Raw genomic sequence first — 17,406 nt, 5'->3', positions numbered from 1 at the left:
GAACGGGTAAAGCTGTGACGCTTAGTGCGTGTCTTCTGCTTCTACTTCGGTGCGGTCGCCCGACCACAGCGTGTGGAAGGTGCCCTCTTTATCGACGCGCTTGTAAGTGTGCGCACCAAAGAAGTCACGCTGCCCCTGCACGAGTGCTGCCGGCAGACGGTCGGCGCGGATGCCGTCGTAGTACGCCAGCGACGAGGAGAACGCCGGTGCAGGAATACCCGACTGTGCCGCGGCGATAACAACCCTGCGCCAGGCAGCCTGCCCGCGCGTGAGTGCCTCGGCAAAGTATGGGGCAGCCATGAGCAGCGGTAGCTGTGCGTTTTCGGCATAGGCGTCGGCGATGCGGTTGAGGAACTGCGCACGAATAATGCAGCCCCCGCGCCAAATCTTGGCGATCGCACCGAGGTCGATCTTCCAGTCGTATTCAGCTGCTCCGTCGCGAATCTCGTCGAAGCCCTGCGAGTAGGCGACAATCTTCGACGCATACAGGGCAAGACGAACGTCTTCGATGAAGGCGGCTTCGTCGGCCACCGTGAACTCTTCGTCGGGGCCGGGGAGGTTTGCTGCAACCGCACGCTGATCGGGGCGTGACGACAGCGAACGAGCGAAAGTAGCCTCGGCAATACCCGATACCGGAACACCCAGCGACAGCGCCGTCTGCACGGTCCATGCGCCGGTTCCCTTGGCGCCTGCCTGGTCGAGAATAACGTCGACGAGAGGCTTGCCGGTGTCGGCATCGAACTGGCGCAGAACCTCCGCCGTAATTTCGATGAGGTACGACTCGAGTTCGCCCTTATTCCACTCGGCAAAGATCTCGGCGATTTCGGCGGGGCTCTTGCCTGTTCCGCGGCGAATAAGATCGTAGGCTTCGGCGATCAGCTGCATATCGGCATACTCGATGCCGTTGTGCACCATCTTGACAAAGTGGCCGGCGCCGTCGTGACCCACGTGCGTGACGCACGGCTCGCCCTCGGCAACCGCCGCAATCGACTTGAGGATCGGGCCGAGAGTTACCCACGACTCATCAGAGCCACCGGGCATAATGCTCGGGCCAAGAAGGGCGCCCTCTTCACCCCCCGAAATACCGGCACCCACAAAGTTGATGCCCGTCTCACGCACCGCTTTTTCGCGGCGGATGGTGTCGGGGAAGTAGGCATTGCCCCCGTCGACAATAATGTCGCCCGGCTCAAAGACCTTCACAAGCTCGTCGATCACTGCGTCGGTCGCCCAGCCGGCCTTGACCATAATGATGGCCGTGCGTGGTTTTTGCAGGCTCGCCGCAAACTCTTCATACGAGGCGGCGGGAATAAACCCGGCTTCGGGGTGCGCATCGACCAGCGCCTGGGTCTTTTCGTGACTGCGGTTGTAGACCGCCACCGTGTTGCCCTCGCGGCTGGCGAGGTTGCGGGCGAGGTTCGACCCCATGACGGCGAGGCCGATGACCCCGATATTGGCGCTGGCGTTGTCGCTCATCCTGCTCCTTGTTCGTGTGTGGTGCGTGAGTGTGCTGTGCTCTCAGACTAGCCGTATGCTCGCCCACGTATGCGGGTGCGGAGCCACTCTCATGTAATGATCATATTATTGCGGGGTGGGACGGTGGGCTTCGCCCGGCACAAAATAAGGAGAAGACGATGATCATTCTCGCGCTGGAGGCGAGCACAACCTCGGCCAAGACCATGCTCTTTGACACCGAGACGCAGCAGGTTCAGGTGCGGGCGCGCCGTTTTGACGGCGAAGGTGTGGTGCGCGACGGCGACAGCATTTTTACGCAGCTGATGGCTTTCGGGCGCGAAGCCACCGCGGGCGTCACGGTCGACATCATCGCACTGTCGAGCACCTGGCACGGGCTCACACTACGGCGCCCCGACCTTTCGGCCCTCACCCCCGTGTATGAATGGCCCTACACGGGTGCCGCAGAACTCACCGCCCAGTACCGCACGGACGAAGAGTTCACCACGTGGTTCTATGAGCGCACCGGATGCCCCGTCAACGCCATCTACCCCGCATTTAAGATCGCCCACTTTGCCCGCAGTGGCGTCGACATCGACAACGCCCTCGTGCTCGACCAGGGCAGCCTCATCTTTGCCCGCATGACAGGGGAAACCTGGACGAGCCGCTCGCTCGCCTCGGGCACCGGGCTGCTTGCCACCCACTCCGACGAGTGGGACACCGAGGTTATGGAGCGACTGGGTATCAGCAGCATCCGGTTACCTCGCCTGGTCGACAGCGATACCAGCGCGCCCCTCACCGCCGAAGCAGCAACCCTTTTGGGGGTGCGCCCCGGTATTCCCGTGATGGTTCCCGGCCCCGACGGCGGCCTCAGCCAGGTGGGCGACAACGCGCACGGCAGTGGCGACATGACCTTCTCGATGGGTACCAGCGGTGCACTGCGCTACTCGACACCGCTACCCGCGCTCTCTCCCACCATGGGCACATGGGCCTACCGTTCACCGGCCGGATGGCTCAGCGGCGCCGCCACAAGCGGCTGCGGAAACTGCGTCGACTGGGCCAAAGCACTATTTTTTGGCTCACAGACCTCTTTTGCCGAAATCGAGCCGATGCTCAACCCCAACCGCCGCGGACTCCCACTGTTTATGCCGTTTTTGTTCGGCGAACGCAGCCCCGGCTGGAACGACCAGCGCCGCGGCGGATTCCTCGAAGTGCAACCCGAACACGGCCGCGCCGAAATGTACCAGAGCGTACTGCAAGGCATCGTCTTCTCGCTCTACCACTGCTACAAAGAACTCGCAGCCCTCAACGGACCCCCGCACCGTGCACTGCTCTCGGGGGGCGTGCTGTCGTCACCGTTTTGGACGCAGTTTACGGTCGACGTTTTTCAAATCGAAATGCAAACATCGTCGCTGCAACACAGCTCGATCATGGGCGCCGCGCGTCTCGCTCTCACCCACCTCGGCTACGACGCCGACCAGCCCGGACTCCGCAGCGACGAACCCCGCATTCTTACCCCGGATGCTGCGCGAGCCACCGCCTACCGCGAAGAATTCGACCGCTACATCGACGCCTATATGCGCACGACACCGGGAGCAGAGGTGGTGCTGTGAAGAGCAGTGGTAACGCAATGACAATTCTCGTCACGGCCACCTCGCTGTGCCGCCACCAGCAGCATCCGCAACTTCAGCGCCTGCGCGAACTCGGTGACGTGGTCTTTAACGACCAGGGCCGACCCCTCACCGGGCCCGAACTACAACAGTGGCTCCCGGGCGTTGACGCAGTGCTGGCCGGTGTCGACGACTACACGGCCGAAGCGCTCGCCGCCGCCGACCGTCTGCGCGTGATCTCGCGCTACGGCGTGGGCACCGACCGCATCGATCTCGATGCCGCACAGCGCCACGGTATTGCTGTTACCCGCACGCCCGGCGCCAACGCCGAAGGGGTCGCCGAACTTGCTCTCGGCCTCATGTTCTCTGTCGCGCGGCGCATACCCACCCTGCACGAGCAGGTGCGTGAGGGTGGCTGGCCGCGCATCACAGGCATCGAACTATCGGGGCGCCGGTTGGGCGTGGTGGGGGCAGGAGCCATTGGGCAGCGGGTGGCCCGCGCAGCATCCGGCATGGGAATGACCGTGTACGGTTATGACCCCTTTGTCGATGCCGAAACCATGCGTGAGGCGGGAATGGAACCGCGAGCACTCGACGATATTTTTGCCGTCAGCGACGTACTGACCCTGCACGTTCCGCTCACCGAAGACACACGGCACCTGGTCGACGCCCGCCGCATCGCTGCGATGCCCCGCGACGCCATCATTATCAACACCGCCCGCGGGGGACTGCTCGATGAAGGCGCCGCGCTGGCAGCCCTCGAAACCGGGCACCTGTGGGGCGTGGGGCTCGACGCCTACGAGATCGAGCCGCCGGTTGACTCGCCACTGGTGGCACACCCGCACGCCGTATCGACACCGCATGCCGGCTCACACACGGCCGAGGCGGTGGACCGCACAGCGCGCGCAGCCGTCGATAACCTTATTGCCGCCGTCAGCTAGTTGCCGGATGCTGCGCCTTCGGGCACCTGCACCTCTTCGAGCACGGCCAGCACGTATCCGCGGGTATGGTGCTCGGCGGCATCGGCGTCGCCGCGCAGAATAGCGGCGGCAGTTTCGACGTGATTGTGCAGCGCTTCGTCTTTGGGGTCGCCGGGGGTAAGCCCCAGCTGATGCCGGCCACGAATAACATCGGCAATGGGTGCTTTTACCGAAGACAGCATGAGGTTGCCGCTGGCATCGAGCAGTAGGTCGTGAAAGGCAATATCGGCGGCGAGGTACTCTTCTGAGTCGCCCTTGCCCTGCGCGCCGAGGTGCTCGAGCGTGCTGGCCAGATCAGAAAAGTGCTGGCGCTGCGAATGAGTGGCGCGCTGGGCAGCCAGGCGCGCGGCAATCGGTTCTATCGCCAGGCGTAGTTCTGTCAGCGCTGCGATCTGCTGATGACGACGATTGCCCGCCAGGCGCCACTGGATGAGACGCGAGTCGAGCGAACTCCATTCGCTTTCGGGCTGAACGGTAACGCCCACGCGGCGGCGCGAAGCCACCATGCCGAGGGCTTCTATAACGCGCACGGCCTCGCGGATCATGGTGCGCGAAACACCAAAGCGGGTTTCGAGGGCGGCGAGGGTCAGCACGGTGCCCTCTCCGATATGGCCGTTGGCGATATCGGATCCGAGCTCGTCAAGAACGGAGCCGTGAGAGACCTGCACGCAAAACCTCGCTAAAGTACTATCAATAACACCAAAAGGTGTTACTTTTGTGGAATTGCCGATGTTACCCACACGGCAGACTCCCTGAATCTTATCCTCGTGAGATACCGGCCTATCGGCCGATACCCACGAATCAATGGAGATCCGACATGGACGACTGGACCCAGACCCTGGGAGCGGTACCCCTGCTGCTGATCGCAGCCGGCGCAATCGCCCTCATTCTGCTGCTCATCATCAAATTTAAAGTGCACGCCTTCATCACCCTGGTGCTGGTGTCACTACTCACAGCGTTCGTCGCTGGAATACCCACCTCCGCCATCGCAGGAGAAATGGTCGGTGGCTTCGGCGGAACCCTCGGCTCCGTCGCCCTCCTCGTAGCACTCGGAGCCATGCTCGGGCGCATCGTCGAATACTCCGGTGGCGCCCGCATCCTCGCCGAACGCTTCGTCGAAGCCTTTGGCGAAAAACGTGCACCATTTGCCCTGGGTATCGCCTCGCTCATCCTCGGCTTCCCGATGTTCTTCGACGCCGGGCTCATCATGATGCTGCCCATCATCTTCGCGATCGCCCGCCGCGTCTCGAAGAACAACGTGCTGCTGTTCGGTATCCCCGCAGCAGCCGCCTTCTCGGTCATGCACGTATTCCTACCCCCGCACCCCGGCCCCGTCACCGCCATCGAAGCATTCAACGCCAACATCGGTGTCGTTATGCTCGTGGGCCTCATCATCGTGTTCCCGGTTTGGTACGTCTCGGGTTACCTGTGGGGTAAATTCGTTGCCGCCCGACACTCGCTCGTCGTACCGGCACTCTTCGGCGACATTGACGAAGACCAGCCCAGCAACCCGCCCAAGGTCTCGACCGTCATCCTGCTGCTGCTCCTGCCCATGGTGCTCATCTTCCTCAACACCGGGCTCTCCACACTCGGCTCCATGGGCACGATCGACGTCACACAAACGTGGGCGCAGGTGCTCATCCTGCTCGGGAACTCACCCATCGCCCTCCTCATCACCGTCATCGTCGCCACCATCGTGCTCGGCTGGCGCCGCGGCGAAAACGGCACCGCACTCGAAAAGGTCATCGACTCGGCCCTCGGCCCCATCGCCTCGGTCGTACTCATCACCGGAGCCGGCGGCATGTTCGGTGCTGTGCTTCGAGCATCCGGAATCGGCGACGCCCTCGCCGACACCCTGTCTGACCTCGGCATGCCCGTGATCGTTGCCGCCTACCTCATCGCCGTCATCCTGCGCCTGGCACAGGGATCGGCAACCGTCGCACTCGTCACCGCCGCAGGCCTGGTTGCCCCCGCCGTCATGGCCGGCGACTTCTCGGTACTGCAGGTAGCAGCAATCACCCTCGCAACCGCGGCCGGATCGGTCTTTGCCGGCCACGTCAACGACTCGGGCTTCTGGCTGGTCGGCCGACTCATGGGCATGGACGTAAAAACCACACTCAAAACGTGGACCATACAGCAGACCATCGAATCACTGCTGGCCTTCGCGCTCGTGCTCGTCGTCTACGGCATCGGAGCACTCCTCTAACCGCGAGGAGGCATTTCGGTAGCGCTCGGTCACATCACAGCAATCGCTCACATCCAAGGAGTACCTCATGAACAGCCTCTTCGACATCACCGGCAGGCTCGCACTGGTCACCGGCTCCTCACGCGGAATCGGTCAAACCTTTGCCCGCGTCTTAGCCGAAGCCGGAGCACGCGTGATTCTGCACGGCCGCGACCAGCAGGCCCTGCAGGTGGCTCAGGAGCAGATTCAGGCTGTCAGCCAGCATCCGGTAGCTGTTATTCGCTGTGATGTGACCGACGCAACCCAGACGGCACGCGTGCTCGGCGACACTGTTGCCGAGCACGGCGTGCCCGACATTCTCGTCAACAATGCGGGGCTGCAGCGCCGCGCACCCATTCAAGACTTCGCCGCCGACGACTGGGACCTCATCGTGGCCTCGAACCTGTCGAGCGCCTTCTACGTATCGCGCCCACTGCTTCCTGGCATGGTCGAACGCGGATCCGGAAAAATCATTAACATCGCCTCGGTGCAGTCACACCTGGCACGCCAAACCATCGCACCCTATTCGGCAACAAAAGGCGGAGTCGCACAGCTAACAAAAGGCATGGCCGCCGACCTCGCCCGACACGGAGTGCAGGTGAACGCACTGTCGCCCGGCTACTTCGCCACCGAAATGAACACCGCACTCGTTGACGACCCCGAATTTAGCGCCTGGGTTGCCCAGCGCACCCCAGCCGGCCGGTGGGGATCGCTCGACGAACTCGCCGGAGCCCTCCTGTTCCTTGCCTCCGACGCCTCCAGTTTTGTTTCCGGACAAAACCTGTTCGTCGACGGCGGCATGACCGCGGTCGTCTAACAACCCGCCATCCACCACCGTCACACCCGGGAGAAACCATGCGCGCCGCATACATCACCGCCAAAGAAGACCTGCAGATTCGCACCGTCGACACCCCGGATGCTGGTGCCGACCAGGTACGCATTCGCATCGACTACGTCGGCATCTGCGGCTCCGACCTGCACTACTACTACGAGGGAGCCAACGGCGCTTTCGTCGTACGCGAACCTCTCATACCGGGCCACGAAGTCTCGGGCCGCATCGACCACGACCCCCGCGGAGAATGGCCCACAGGCACACCCGTCACCATCCACCCGGCACGTTTTGGTACCCCCGCCGAAAAGCTCGACGACTACCCGCACCTGTGGGCCGGAGGTTCGTACCTTGGCAGCGCATCAACCTGGCCGCACACACAGGGCGGAATGGCCGAAATGATCATCGTCGAACGCTCGATGGTGCGCGTACTGCCCGAAACACTGCCCGTACGCCGGGCCGTACTCGCCGAACCCCTCGCCGTCGTCCTCCACGCACTGCACCGGGCCATCGAAGTGAGCGGTGACATCGCCGGCCAGCGCGTACTCGTCAGCGGATCAGGCCCCATCGGGCTGCTCATGGTCGCCGCCGTACACGCCTACGGTGCAGCATCCGTCGCCGCCACCGACGTTCTTGCCGAACCCCTCGAACGCGCCCGCGCAGTCGGTGCCGACACCGTCTACAACGTGATGACCGACGACATCGCACCCAACAGTTACGACGTCGTCTTCGAATGCTCGGGCGTCGCGCCCGCCATCTCGACCGCATTCATTGCAGCCCGACCCGCAGGCACTGTCATCCAGGTCGGTATGGTGCCCGACGAACCACGCCCCATCAACCTCGCACCCGCAATCGCAAAAGAACTCACCGTGCGCGGCACCTTCCGCTTCCGCGACGAAATCGACGAGGCCGTCCAGCTGCTCGCCGACAATCCCGCGATCGAACAGGTCATCACCCACGAATTCTCACTGGACGACACCGTCGCCGCCTTTGCCGCGGCGAAAGACTCCGCTGCATCCGGAAAGGTCGTCGTCGCCCTCTGACTCGGCTCCCTTTTCCGTCGGGCGTGTTCTCCCTTTAGCTGCGCGCGTTCTCCGTTTCGCTGCGCGCGTTCTCCGTTTCGCTGCGCGCGTTCTCCGTTTCACCGGGCGCGTTCTCCGTTTCGCCGGGTGTGTTCTCCCTTTCGCTGCGCGCGTTCTCCGTTTCACCGGGCGTGCTCTCCCTTTCACCGGGCGTGCTCTCCCTTTCGCCCGCACTCTTCTGCGCGACCGGTCACGACATGCCGTGTGGTGTGGTGTGGGTGCGGCGTGTTGCGTCCGGTGGCGGTGGGGTGGCGTTGTCTCTTTTGTGCGACCGGTCACGACATGCCGTGTGGTGTGGTGTGGAGGCGGCGTGTTGCGTCCGGTGGCGGAGAAGGCACCCGTGTCCGGTGGCGGAGAAGACACCCGTGCCCGGCGGCGGAGACGACAGGGCGGAGAGGATCAACGCGTGGAGGGGTGAAACTCAGGCACAAAAAAAGAGGCCGCCGCAGTGCGGCGACCTCATAAAAGAGAAAGCGTCGTTTTTACGCGATAAAAGCCTAGTTCTTGCGTGAAGGAGTGCGGCCCATCGAGAGCAGCGCGCCGATGCACAAAACTCCGCCCACAACGGTCATGACCCCGATCAGCCAGTTGATCGCGTGCGAGAGAAAGACTGCGTCGAGCATAGAAATACTCCTGTTCGAGGGTGACTCAAGCCGAATCGAGTGCGGCAAGACAAGTGTGGCTCTAGCTTACAGTGTCTTCCGCTACGATAGAGAGGTTCCTCGGCGAGGGGTATGACCCGTTCAGGTGGTTGTGCCCGTTATCGACGCGGCGAAGTTGGCCCCGGTGGCTGTGCTTTCCTGTTGATATCTCCGATGAGCACCCAGACCACCGCGTGGCATCGCCGCGTGCTTTGAAGGAGAACATATGTCTGACGACTCTAAGGTCATTGCAGAAGTCCGCGAAAACTTCGGTAAGGGTTTTGCCCGCCGCCTCCGCGCAGCTGGCCGCATTCCCTCGGTCCTTTACGGCCACGGTACCGACCCCGTGCACCTGTCGCTGCCCGGCCACCAGGTTTCACTGATCGTTCGCCGCGCCAACGCACTGCTCGACCTCGAAATCGACGGTAAAGAGCAACTGGCGCTGGTGAAAGATGTGCAGCGCGACCCGGTGCGCCAGGTCATTGAGCACATCGACCTTCTCGTGGTTAAGAAGGGCGAGAAGGTTATCGTTGAGGTTCCTGTTGTAGTGACCGGCGAGTCGTTCTCGGGCACCATCGTTACCGTTGACGTCGCTACGATCCGTCTTGAGGTTGCAGCCACCAACATTCCGGAGCACGTTGAGGTTGATGTTGAAGGCCGTGAGGCACCGACACACATCACTGCTGGCGATGTCGCTCTGCCGAAGGGCGCGACCCTGGCTGACGAAGATGACCTGCTGCTGGTGTCGGTGACCGTGCCGGTTGTGGCCGAAGAACCCGAAGACACAGACGAGGCATCGGAAGAGGCTACAGAAGACGCGCCGGCTGCAGAGTAAGCGGCCGACGCTCCTGCGGAGCAATATTCATCACGCGGGGTGCGGTCTCGAGGCCGTACCCCGCGTGATTTTTGTTGGCAGCCGTATTCACATCGGCGGAGCACAAAGAAAGTGAAAGATCATGACTGACCCCTGGCTCGTTATCGGCCTCGGAAACCCTGGGCCACGATACGAGACCACGCGTCACAACATTGGACAGTTGGTGAGTGATGAGCTCACCGATCGGCGAAATGAGCGTTTCCGGCAGCACAAAGCCGGAGCCAGGGTTGCCGAAACTCGTTTGCGTCCGGGTGGCCCGCGCATGATCGTGGCGAAACTGAACTGCTTCATGAATGTTTCGGGGGCACCAACAGCGGCGCTCGCCAAGTTTTATTCCGTGCCCACCGAAAACATCATCGTCATTCATGACGAACTCGATATTCCCTACGACACCATCAAGGTAAAAATTGGTGGCGGGCACGGCGGCCACAACGGAGTTCGCGACATTGCGCGTGCGCTCACCACACCCGACTTTTTGCGTGTACGAGTAGGCATAGGTCGCCCGCCCGGTCACCGCGATGTGTCGGACTGGGTACTATCACCCTTCAACAACGAAGAACACAAGACCCTCGGAAATCTTGTTTCTGATGCGGCCGACGCTGTCGAACAGCTTGTCAATGACGGCCTGATTGCAACGCAACAGCGTTTTCATTCGGCCACGTAAGGCGCGGGTGTCAGCTCGTTACGATGTCGACGGCACTGGTACCCATCGCAAGTACCACGATAAGCCAGAACGCTACGGCACCCAGCAGCGCCAGAATTATCGCAAAAATACCGAAGCCACGGCCCTTCTTCTTAGCGATAGCGATGATTCCCATCACTATTGCCGCAATACCGAGCAGCGTTCCGCCCCAGAACAACAGCTCGACAAACAAGACGTCGCCTCGCACAGGAATGAGGGGAGTGAGGTCGTCGTTTTCGAGATATTGGGTGGCGCCCGGCGACATGAGCGCCTGGCCAATTTTGTATGACGGCGAAAACGCCAGGATCGGTGCAATCACACCGGCAACCACACCCATGACGAACGCGATGACACCGGTCACCTTCGATTTGCGCGCAGGAGCCGCGGGTACCTGTTGTGGTAGCGAGGCACCCGGGTAAGGCGAGCCCGTCTGCCCAAAAGTTGGAGGGGTAGGCCCGCTCGGCGGAGCATAGGGCGGCTGGCCATACGGCTGCGTGGGCTGCTGGCCGTACGGTTGTGGAGGCGACTGCGGCTGAGATTGCGGCGGCGCGGGCTGCGGCTGCCCAAAAGGTTGCGGTGGCTGCTGCTGAGCTTGCTGTCCATAGGGAGCCGGCGCTGGTGGCGGGGCATAACCGCCACCGGATGCCGCAGATGAAGGCGCGCCGTGCGGTGCCGGAGGCACTGCGCTGTGCGGTGCCGGAGGCACGGGTGCGGGCGGTGGGTACGGGGGTTGCTGCTGATCGCTCACGCCCTCATCCTAAACGCTACGTCTGTCATTTGTGGGGTGTGAGTGAGTGCGTGTGGGGTGGGTGCGAGTGTGCGGGCGTGGTTTACGGCGTGTGGTCGACGAGGAGAGCGGTCAATCCGAGGGTGAAGATGACCATGAGCAGGGTGATGGTGAGCAGCACGGCGGCGGCGCCACCGACGGCTGTCCAGATGCCGGTGAGTGCTTGTTTTCGGCCGCGGCGGCTGACGGCGGCGATGATGCCGAGCACGAATGCGGGCAGTCCGCACAGTGTTCCCAGCAGCAGAGGCGCGCCGGTAGGGCCTCTCCACAGGTCGAATGTCGACAGCACGATTCCGACGGCGGTGAACAGGCCGAGTGCGAGTGCGGTAATGCCGAGCCCCATCGCCCAGCGGCCGAGCGCGGGGGAGCGGGGTGCTGGCGGGGCCGACGGCGCGGGCGGATACGGTGTGCCGGGGTTCGTCATGCGGGCCAGTGTAACGAACGGTCAGGATAATGAGCGGGCCAGGGTAACGAACAGGCTGAGGCACCGTAGACTCGTTTGGTGACTGTGCAGGGAATCATTCAATCGTTACAGGATGCTGAGTCATTTAGCGACGCTCTGAGCTGGGCACAGACCGATGCCGATCTTGTTGCATCGGCAGGGATCGATGCACCCATGATCGCCGGACTTGTGGCTCAACGTGCTACGGCCGGTCTTCCTGCTGCCGCTCTTATTGTCGCACCAACGAGTAGGCGTGCCGAGTCGCTTGCTGCGGCGGTGCTATCGCTTATCCCGCGAGCGCAGGTCGTTAATTTTCCTGCATGGGAGACCCTGCCCCATGAGCGCCTGAGCCCGAGCCCCGATACGGTGGGGCAGCGGCTGGCAGCGCTGCGTGCTATCGCAACGTGGGAGGGCTCTGATCCGCTGATCGTCGTCGCCTCGGTGCGCGCGGCACTGCAGCCACTGGCTCCCGGGCTTGGTAGCAAAAAACCACTCACGTTGGCGCTGGGCACCCGCGGTCATGAGCTCGACGATGTTGTGGCGAAGCTTGTTGAACACGCCTATTCACGTGTTGATATGGTGTCGCGCCGGGGAGAGTTTGCGGTTCGTGGCGGGATTCTCGATGTTTTTCCGCCCACTGCCGATCACCCGTACCGCATCGAGTTTTTTGGCGACGAGGTCGACGGTGTTCGGGCCTTTTCTGTTGCCGATCAGCGTTCGCTTCCCGGCGATGTTGCCGCTGTTGAACTACCCCCCAGCAGAGAACTGCTGCTGACCGATGAGGTGCGTCAGCGGGCTGCAGAAAACATCTCCCGCTTTCCGGGTATTGCTGGAATGCTGGAGAAAATGGCGGAGGGTATTCCCGTTGAGGGGATGGAGTCGCTGTTGCCGCTCGTGGCAGGTCCACTGCACACGCTGCTTCATGAGCTTCCACGAGCTAGCGCTGTTGCGATCGTTGACCCCGAGCGCAGTAGCGCGCGTGCTGCGGGGCTTATTGAGACGAACCGTGAATTTCTTGATGCGGCGTGGAGCGCTGCGACATCCGGTGCCGACGCACCCATCGATGTGGGCGCAAATATTCATACTGGCCTCAGCGCCGGAGACTTCTTAACGCTCGCCGAGCTTCGTGAGGCAACGCACCAGCACGGGGGTGTGTGGTGGCGGCTGAGCCCTTTCGACCCCGGCACGGAAGACGCCCAGGTATCCGATACGAGTGAAGGACTCGCGGCCGCAGCCATTCCGTCTTTTCAGGGCAATGTTGATGGTGCGATTGATTTTGTCGCCGACCGTATTGGTCAGGGGTGGAGCGTTGTGCTTGCTGCATCCGGAACAGGACTCATCGACCGCGCACGTGACGTGCTCTCAGATAGGGGCGTGGGTGCTCGCAGCGTCGATCAGCTGAGTAGCAAGCCCGAACCGGGTATCGCCACGCTTGTTACCGCGCAGCTGGAGGCCGGGTTTCAGGTGCCCGAAGCGCGCCTCGCCGTGCTAACAGAAGACGAATTTTATGGGCGCACGATCGGTGGCGACCAGCGTATCGTGCGTAAGCTCGCCAGCCGTCGACGCAATGTGGTCGACCCGCTGCAGCTGAAACCTGGCGATCACGTTGTGCACCACACGCACGGTATTGGCCGTTTTGTTGAGATGACCCAGCGCGAGGTTTCTACCGGCGGGCGCAACGCCACGCGCACGCTGCGCGATTATCTTGTGCTCGAATATGCGCCGTCAAAGCGCGGATACCCGGGCGACAAACTCTATGTGCCCACTGACCAGCTCGATCTGCTGTCGAAGTATGTGGGTGGCGAATCGCCCACGCTGTCGAAGATGGGTGGCAGTGACTGGGCCGCAGCCAAGGGTAAAGCCCGCAAGGCTGTGCGCGATATCGCCGTAGAGCTGGTCAAGCTGTATTCGGCGCGAATGGCCGCCAAAGGTTATGCGTTTGGTGCAGATACCCCGTGGCAGCGTGAACTAGAAGAAGCGTTTCCCTTTGCGGAAACGCCCGATCAGCTGCAAACGATCGACGAAATCAAAGCCGACATGGAGCGGCCGATTCCCATGGACCGGTTGCTTTCGGGCGACGTGGGTTTTGGTAAGACCGAGGTTGCCGTGCGCGCCGCTTTTAAAGCTATTCAAGATGGCAAACAGGTGGCGATGCTGGTACCAACAACCCTGCTGGTAAAACAGCATCTCGAGACTTTTCACGAGCGTTTTGCTGGCTTCCCGGTGCACGTGAAGTCGCTGTCACGGTTTCAGACCGACAAAGAGGCGCGGCAGGTGGTCGACGGGCTGCTCGACGGAAGCGTCGACATGGTTATCGGTACGCACCGGGTGCTGACCGAACAGGTGAAGTTTAAAGACCTGGGGCTCGTGATCGTTGACGAAGAGCAGCGATTCGGGGTTGAGCATAAAGACGCGCTGAAGAAGTTGAAGACGAACGTTGACATTCTTGCTATGAGCGCCACGCCTATTCCGCGAACGCTCGAGATGGCCGTCACGGGAATCCGTGAAATGTCTACCCTGCAGACACCGCCCGAAGACAGGCATCCGATTCTGTCATTTGTCGGCCCGCGCAGCGATAAACAGGTAGCAGCGGCCATCCGGCGCGAAATTTTGCGCGAAGGCCAGGTGTTTTATGTGCACAACCGGGTGCAGTCGATTCAGAAGGTTGCCGCGCAACTGGCTGAACTCGTGCCCGAAGCACGCATTGCGGTGGCGCACGGCAAGATGGGCGAACACCAGCTGGAGCAGGTCGTCGACGACTTTTGGGAACGCAAGTACGATGTTCTCGTTTCGACCACGATTATCGAAACAGGCCTCGATATTTCGAATGCCAACACGATCATTATTGACCGCGCCGATCGCTATGGTCTGTCTCAGCTGCACCAGTTGCGCGGCCGTGTTGGGCGCGGACGAGAGCGCGCGTATGCCTACTTCTTATACGACGAAATGAAGCCGCTGTCAGAGACCGCTGCCGACCGGCTGCAAACCATCGCGGTCAATAACGACCTGGGTTCCGGCATGCAGGTGGCGATGAAAGACCTCGAGTTGCGCGGTGCCGGAAACCTTTTGGGGGCCGAGCAGGCTGGCCATATTGCCGGCGTGGGCTTCGACCTCTATTTGCGGATGATTGGCGAGGCTGTCGCGACGTTCCGTGGAGAAGAGACCGAGACGGGCGCTGAACTTCGGCTCGAGCTGCCGGTCGATGCGCGCATTCCCGACGCCTATATCGACAGTGAACGGTTGCGCCTGGAGGCCTACCAGAAGCTTTCGTCGGCAGCCACCGCTACTGCCCCTGACGAAGCGATCGACCTGGTGGTCGAAGAACTCACCGACCGCTACGGTGAAATGCCCGAAGAAGTTGCGGGTCTTGTTGCCGTTGCGCGGCTGCGGCGCCGGGCTGCACGCGCGGGGCTGAGCGACGTGGTCGCCATGGGCACAAACCTGCGGATTGCCCCGGCCAAGCTCGCCGATTCGATGAAGGTGCGCGTGGCGAGACTGTACCCGAAAGCCAAGTTTGTCTCGGGCGGCGAGGCGCTCGTTGTGCCCATGCCGATGCAGCAGGCGTCGGTGGGGGTCGGGCTCGAGCCACCATCAGCACCCGAACTGTTGGCGTGGGTTGAGCAACTGTTCACGGCGCTTTTCCCTGAGACCAGCCAGTAGCATCCGGATGCTGCGCGCCTCTGTGCAGCGCGGGCCTGGCGGGCTACGCTCGGGCCATGATCTACGAGCACCTGGGGGCTCGGCCCCGCATTCATGAGACCGCTGTTATTGCGCCCAGTGCTGTTGTGTCGGGCGATGTTGAGATTGGCCCGCACTGCCAGATATTGCACGGTGCCGTCATTACGGCCGAAGGCGGACCGATCGTGCTGGGAGAGCACGTGATCGTGATGGAAAACGCTCTGATTCGTGCCACAGCGGCCGACTCTGTGCGCATCGGTCGACATACTCTGCTGGGTACTCTCTCGAGCGTTGCGGGCGCCGATATTGCCGAAGAATCTTTTCTTGCTTCGGGCGCACGGGTGTTTAACGGCGCGCGGGTTGGGGCACGAAGTGAGATTCGTGTGCATGCGATTGTGCACCGTAAAGCAGTACTGCCCGAAAACACCGTTGTGCCGATCGGCTGGGTTGCCGTGGGCGACCCTGTGCAGTTGCATCCGGCAGAAAATGCGGCAGAGATCGGTGCGGCACAGCCTGAGCTAGATTTTCCGGGTTTTGTTTTTGGTGTCGATCGCGACACCCCCGATCTGATGGTGCAGCTGACCGAGCGTTATGCTTCGTCGCTGGCGCGGCACGCCGACGACCGTGAAGTGTTCCGGGACGAGCAAGCGTAACGAGCAATCATGACGCTGCACCCGCCCCGGTAACGACGAACTAAATTACACCCTGCGCCAGCATGGCAGAAGCAACGCGTTCGAAAGCAGCGCAGTTTGCCCCCACGACATAGTCACCGGGGGCATCGAAGCGTTCGGCGGCGTAGAACGACGCATGGTGTACGTCGGCCATGATGTCGCGCAGGCGCTGCTCGCTTTCGGCGAAGCCCCAGCGCTGACGTGAGGCGTTCTGGCTCATTTCGAGCGCAGAGGTAGCAACACCACCGGCGTTCGCGGCTTTACCGGGTGCAAACAGCACTCCGGCTCGCTGGAAGATCTCGACAGCTTCGGGCGTTGTGGGCATGTTGGCGCCTTCAACAACGACACGCACGCCGTTACCGACAAGTGTTTCGGCCGAGTCGAAGTCAAGTTCGTTCTGGGTCGCTGCGGGAATCGCAACATCGACGGGGGTTTCCCACACGCTGCCGCCCTCGATAAAACGGGCGCCGGGGCGACGGCGCGCATACTCGACGATCCGGCCACGTTCGACCTCTTTGATTTGGCGCAGGAGCGCCAGGTCGATGCCCGATTCGTCAACGACGTAACCCGAGGAGTCGGACGCAGTGACGGCGCGAGCGCCCAGCTGGGTTGCCTTTTCAATCGCGTAGATCGCAACGTTGCCCGAGCCCGAAACGGCCACTCTTTTGCCTTCGAGTGATTCACCGTGCACGGCAAGCATTTCTTGCGCAAAGAACACGGCACCGTATCCGGTGGCCTCGGTGCGTACCTGCGCGCCACCCCAACCGATACCTTTACCGGTGAGCACACCCGTCTCGTGCCGGTTGGTGATCTTGCGGTACATGCCAAACATGTAGCCGATCTCGCGGCTTCCCACCCCAATGTCTCCGGCGGGAACATCGGTCTGCTCGCCAATGTGGCGGAACAGTTCGTTCATAAACGATTGGCAAAATCGCATAACTTCGGCATCCGATTTGCCATGCGGATCAAAGTCGGCACCGCCTTTGCCTCCGCCGATTCCCTGACCGGTGAGTGCGTTCTTAAAAATCTGCTCAAAGCCCAAAAATTTGATGATCGACAGGTTCACTGAGGGGTGAAAACGCAGCCCACCTTTGTACGGACCCAGCGCAGACGAGAACTGAATACGGTAGCCACGATTGACGTGGAGGCGGCCGGCATCGTCAATCCACGGCACGCGGAACATGACCTGGCGTTCGGGTTCGACAAGGCGTTCGAGAACACCGGCTTCCACAAACTCCGGATGCTTCTCGAGCACCGGCGCGATGGAGTGCAAAACCTCGTGCACGGCCTGGTGAAATTCCGGTTCATGAGGGTCGCGAGCGGTGACGGTATCGAAAACCGACTGGACGGACGGTGCAAGGGGATGGAATTCCGAGGTGGTCGGATTCAGAGTATTTGTCTCGGTCACGCGGGGGGAAGCTTTCTCACAACATAGGGTATGTATATTTCGCGCTGGA

15 protein-coding genes are annotated in these 17,406 nt (G+C 61.8%); 9 read left to right on the top strand and 6 right to left on the bottom strand.

Annotated elements, in window-relative coordinates:
• Positions 1-21: 21 nt before the first annotated feature.
• Complete coding sequence (gene gndA, locus ACQUSW_RS09255; RefSeq protein WP_428932008.1) at positions 22-1,473, bottom strand: NADP-dependent phosphogluconate dehydrogenase; 1,452 nt, start codon at positions 1,471-1,473, stop codon at positions 22-24.
• Between the two features lie 158 nt (positions 1,474-1,631).
• On the opposite strand from gndA, the gene ACQUSW_RS09250 reads away from it, so the two are divergent.
• Together ACQUSW_RS09250 and ACQUSW_RS09245 are read left to right on the top strand one after the other, a co-directional pair.
• Positions 1,632-3,062: a gluconokinase gene (locus ACQUSW_RS09250; protein ID WP_428932007.1), complete on the top strand. Its 1,431-nt coding sequence runs from the start codon at positions 1,632-1,634 to the stop codon at positions 3,060-3,062.
• A gap of 17 nt (positions 3,063-3,079) precedes the next feature.
• On the top strand, positions 3,080-4,000 hold the full coding sequence (locus tag ACQUSW_RS09245; protein ID WP_428932006.1) for a phosphoglycerate dehydrogenase: 921 nt from the start codon (positions 3,080-3,082) through the stop codon (positions 3,998-4,000).
• Here the strand turns inward: ACQUSW_RS09245 and ACQUSW_RS09240 are convergent.
• A complete protein-coding gene (locus ACQUSW_RS09240) occupies positions 3,997-4,707 on the bottom strand; it encodes a FadR/GntR family transcriptional regulator (protein ID WP_428932005.1) in 711 nt (236 codons plus the stop codon). The genes ACQUSW_RS09245 and ACQUSW_RS09240 overlap by 4 nt on opposite strands.
• Positions 4,708-4,856: 149 nt before the next feature.
• Here ACQUSW_RS09240 and ACQUSW_RS09235 point away from each other — a divergent pair, with 149 nt between their 5' ends.
• From ACQUSW_RS09235 to ACQUSW_RS09225, 3 genes are all read left to right on the top strand, one after another.
• Positions 4,857-6,245 carry a GntP family permease gene (locus ACQUSW_RS09235; protein WP_428932004.1) on the top strand — a complete coding sequence of 463 codons (1,389 nt, stop codon included), beginning with the start codon at positions 4,857-4,859 and terminating at the stop codon, positions 6,243-6,245.
• 67 nt (positions 6,246-6,312) lie between these two features.
• On the top strand, positions 6,313-7,080 hold the full coding sequence (locus ACQUSW_RS09230; RefSeq protein WP_428932003.1) for a glucose 1-dehydrogenase: 768 nt from the start codon (positions 6,313-6,315) through the stop codon (positions 7,078-7,080).
• Positions 7,081-7,118: 38 nt separating this feature from the next.
• Entirely contained in the window at positions 7,119-8,135 is a 1,017-nt protein-coding gene (locus ACQUSW_RS09225; RefSeq protein ID WP_428932002.1) for a zinc-binding dehydrogenase, read from the top strand.
• 536 nt (positions 8,136-8,671) lie between these two features.
• Here ACQUSW_RS09225 and ACQUSW_RS09220 read toward each other — a convergent pair.
• Positions 8,672-8,797: a hypothetical protein gene (locus ACQUSW_RS09220; RefSeq protein WP_428932001.1), complete on the bottom strand. Its 126-nt coding sequence runs from the start codon at positions 8,795-8,797 to the stop codon at positions 8,672-8,674.
• Between the two features lie 244 nt (positions 8,798-9,041).
• Here ACQUSW_RS09220 and ACQUSW_RS09215 point away from each other — a divergent pair, with 244 nt between their 5' ends.
• Both ACQUSW_RS09215 and pth read left to right on the top strand, forming a co-directional pair.
• Positions 9,042-9,650, top strand: a complete 609-nt coding sequence (locus ACQUSW_RS09215) for a 50S ribosomal protein L25/general stress protein Ctc (RefSeq protein WP_428932000.1) — start codon at positions 9,042-9,044, stop codon at positions 9,648-9,650.
• A 121-nt stretch (positions 9,651-9,771) separates the two neighbouring features.
• On the top strand, positions 9,772-10,353 hold the full coding sequence (gene pth / locus ACQUSW_RS09210) for an aminoacyl-tRNA hydrolase (RefSeq protein ID WP_428931999.1): 582 nt from the start codon (positions 9,772-9,774) through the stop codon (positions 10,351-10,353).
• Positions 10,354-10,363: 10 nt separating this feature from the next.
• On the opposite strand, the gene ACQUSW_RS09205 is transcribed toward pth, so the two are convergent.
• Entirely contained in the window at positions 10,364-11,119 is a 756-nt protein-coding gene (locus ACQUSW_RS09205) for a hypothetical protein (protein WP_428931998.1), read from the bottom strand.
• Positions 11,120-11,201: 82 nt separating this feature from the next.
• On the bottom strand, positions 11,202-11,582 hold the full coding sequence (locus tag ACQUSW_RS09200) for a hypothetical protein (RefSeq protein ID WP_428931997.1): 381 nt from the start codon (positions 11,580-11,582) through the stop codon (positions 11,202-11,204).
• A 78-nt stretch (positions 11,583-11,660) separates the two neighbouring features.
• Between ACQUSW_RS09200 and mfd the strand changes: the two genes are divergently transcribed.
• Both mfd and ACQUSW_RS09190 read left to right on the top strand, forming a co-directional pair.
• On the top strand, positions 11,661-15,260 hold the full coding sequence (gene mfd, locus ACQUSW_RS09195) for a transcription-repair coupling factor (protein WP_428931996.1): 3,600 nt from the start codon (positions 11,661-11,663) through the stop codon (positions 15,258-15,260).
• 56 nt (positions 15,261-15,316) lie between these two features.
• On the top strand, positions 15,317-15,931 hold the full coding sequence (locus tag ACQUSW_RS09190; RefSeq protein ID WP_428931995.1) for a gamma carbonic anhydrase family protein: 615 nt from the start codon (positions 15,317-15,319) through the stop codon (positions 15,929-15,931).
• 40 nt (positions 15,932-15,971) lie between these two features.
• Here the strand turns inward: ACQUSW_RS09190 and gdhA are convergent, their stop codons facing one another.
• Positions 15,972-17,339: an NADP-specific glutamate dehydrogenase gene (gdhA, locus tag ACQUSW_RS09185; protein WP_428932265.1), complete on the bottom strand. Its 1,368-nt coding sequence runs from the start codon at positions 17,337-17,339 to the stop codon at positions 15,972-15,974.
• Positions 17,340-17,406: the final 67 nt, after the last annotated feature.

The sequence above is a fragment of the Microbacterium luticellae genome, from assembly GCF_050408645.1.
GTDB lineage: Bacteria > Actinomycetota > Actinomycetes > Actinomycetales > Microbacteriaceae > Microbacterium.
The sequence above is the reverse complement of the archived record's forward strand: the minus strand, read 5'-3'. Positions and strand labels throughout refer to the sequence as shown.

Excerpts from the sequence above, each read along its gene's own strand:
- gndA (WP_428932008.1), bottom strand. The coding sequence starts at position 1,473 with ATGAGCGACAACGCCAGCGCCAATATCGGGGTCATCGGCCTCGCCGTC.
- ACQUSW_RS09250 (WP_428932007.1), top strand. The coding sequence starts at position 1,632 with ATGATCATTCTCGCGCTGGAGGCGAGCACAACCTCGGCCAAGACCATG.
- ACQUSW_RS09225 (WP_428932002.1), top strand. The coding sequence starts at position 7,119 with ATGCGCGCCGCATACATCACCGCCAAAGAAGACCTGCAGATTCGCACC.
- ACQUSW_RS09200 (WP_428931997.1), bottom strand. The coding sequence starts at position 11,582 with ATGACGAACCCCGGCACACCGTATCCGCCCGCGCCGTCGGCCCCGCCA.
- ACQUSW_RS09220 (WP_428932001.1), bottom strand. The coding sequence starts at position 8,797 with ATGCTCGACGCAGTCTTTCTCTCGCACGCGATCAACTGGCTGATCGGG.
- ACQUSW_RS09215 (WP_428932000.1), top strand. The coding sequence starts at position 9,042 with ATGTCTGACGACTCTAAGGTCATTGCAGAAGTCCGCGAAAACTTCGGT.
- ACQUSW_RS09190 (WP_428931995.1), top strand. The coding sequence starts at position 15,317 with ATGATCTACGAGCACCTGGGGGCTCGGCCCCGCATTCATGAGACCGCT.
- ACQUSW_RS09245 (WP_428932006.1), top strand. The coding sequence starts at position 3,080 with ATGACAATTCTCGTCACGGCCACCTCGCTGTGCCGCCACCAGCAGCAT.
- pth (WP_428931999.1), top strand. The coding sequence starts at position 9,772 with ATGACTGACCCCTGGCTCGTTATCGGCCTCGGAAACCCTGGGCCACGA.
- ACQUSW_RS09230 (WP_428932003.1), top strand. The coding sequence starts at position 6,313 with ATGAACAGCCTCTTCGACATCACCGGCAGGCTCGCACTGGTCACCGGC.
- ACQUSW_RS09235 (WP_428932004.1), top strand. The coding sequence starts at position 4,857 with ATGGACGACTGGACCCAGACCCTGGGAGCGGTACCCCTGCTGCTGATC.